The organism is Vibrio sp. Vb1554, assembly GCF_033344235.1.
The window spans coordinates 1-1,039 of sequence record NZ_JAWPOJ010000464.1 but is presented as its reverse complement, the minus strand read 5'-3'; the positions used below and the strand labels follow the sequence as shown (position 1 = coordinate 1,039).

The window sequence follows — 1,039 nt, the reverse complement described above, 5'->3', positions numbered from 1 at the left end:
ATCAGGAGGAAGCAGAGCCAAGCTATGGTGTGGCTTGTTAAAAGCCGTTTCTGGAACAGGCGCAAGCGCCCACTCTTCTAAACACCAAAGGTTGAAGTTTGGGTTATCTCGCCAGCCATCCAGATTAAGAAGCCAAGGCTGCTTTGGCACGATCCAGTTTTGCTCTAGGTACTGGCATGGGCAGTAGTTGAACTGATGCAGTACCTGAGCCATCGGTGTTTCAGGTTTAACCACGCTTTGCGCTCCTGCGGCACCACGTGAACGTCGCGACATTCGAGCCAATCAATAGCAGTACCATAAACACTAAAATCCCGATGAGATGGTTCGCCGTTTCTTTGGTAACTTGCACCGACAAAATACTTTTAAATTGGTTGCTTTGAGTAGTCACTCGCACCTCCGAAGATGGCACCATCACGACACTAATGCGATCGTAATTCAGCCCTTCAATACTGTTGTTCACCAACAATTTGATTTGAGGCACGTAAGAGTCCAATGCCACATCGGCAGCATGTTTAATAAACACCGATGCCGAAGCAGGAGTCGGACGCTCGCCTGGGCGAAGATCTTGATCTTCTAGTACGACGTGGACTCGCGCCACCAGCACACCATCAATTTGCGACAGCGTTGATGACAACTCTTGCGATTTTGCGTAAACCAAACGCGCTCTTTCCGCCAATGGCGAGGAGATTAAATCGTCTTTTGGAAACACTTCTTTTAACGTCGAGAATTGCTCTCGTGGGTAGCCTTTGCGTTTTAATGCATCAACAGCGAACGCGATTTGCGAGCTATCGACCATCAATTTTACTTTGTTGTCTTTGTCCGGTTCTTTGGTCGCCACCACGCCTTCCGATAACAAGATCGACAGCATTTCGTTGCCTTCTTTTTGGCTCACATTGGTGTACAGCTCGGTTTGGCAACCCACCAAAAACAGCGCAAATACAAGGCAAAGCGCGCGCCTTTTATTCTTCATCATTACTGCGCCTTCAAAAGCGTTTCGACATTCTGTGTGGTTTTACCCACGGTTTTCGCGATCAACTCT

The 1,039-nt window shown here is 48.1% G+C and carries 2 protein-coding genes and 1 pseudogene; all 3 read right to left on the bottom strand.

Translation table 11 applies throughout. From position 1 onward, the window contains the following. Window positions 1-234: pseudogene (gene vscK, locus R8N28_RS27095) on the bottom strand (SctK family type III secretion system sorting platform protein VscK); the annotation flags it as partial. Continuing rightward, window positions 227-973, bottom strand: coding sequence for a SctJ family type III secretion inner membrane ring lipoprotein Vsc (vscJ, locus tag R8N28_RS27090; protein ID WP_318183900.1), 747 nt, complete (start codon window positions 971-973; stop codon window positions 227-229). The gene vscJ and the pseudogene vscK, both read right to left, overlap by 8 nt. After that, a partial coding sequence (gene sctI, locus R8N28_RS27085; RefSeq protein ID WP_318183901.1) for a type III secretion system inner rod subunit SctI occupies window positions 973-1,039 on the bottom strand: 67 nt, incomplete at its 5' end. The genes sctI and vscJ, both read right to left, overlap by 1 nt.

Bases quoted from the DNA above. Each gene is read 5' to 3' on its own strand.
- vscJ (WP_318183900.1), bottom strand. From the start codon at position 973: ATGATGAAGAATAAAAGGCGCGCGCTTTGCCTTGTATTTGCGCTGTTT.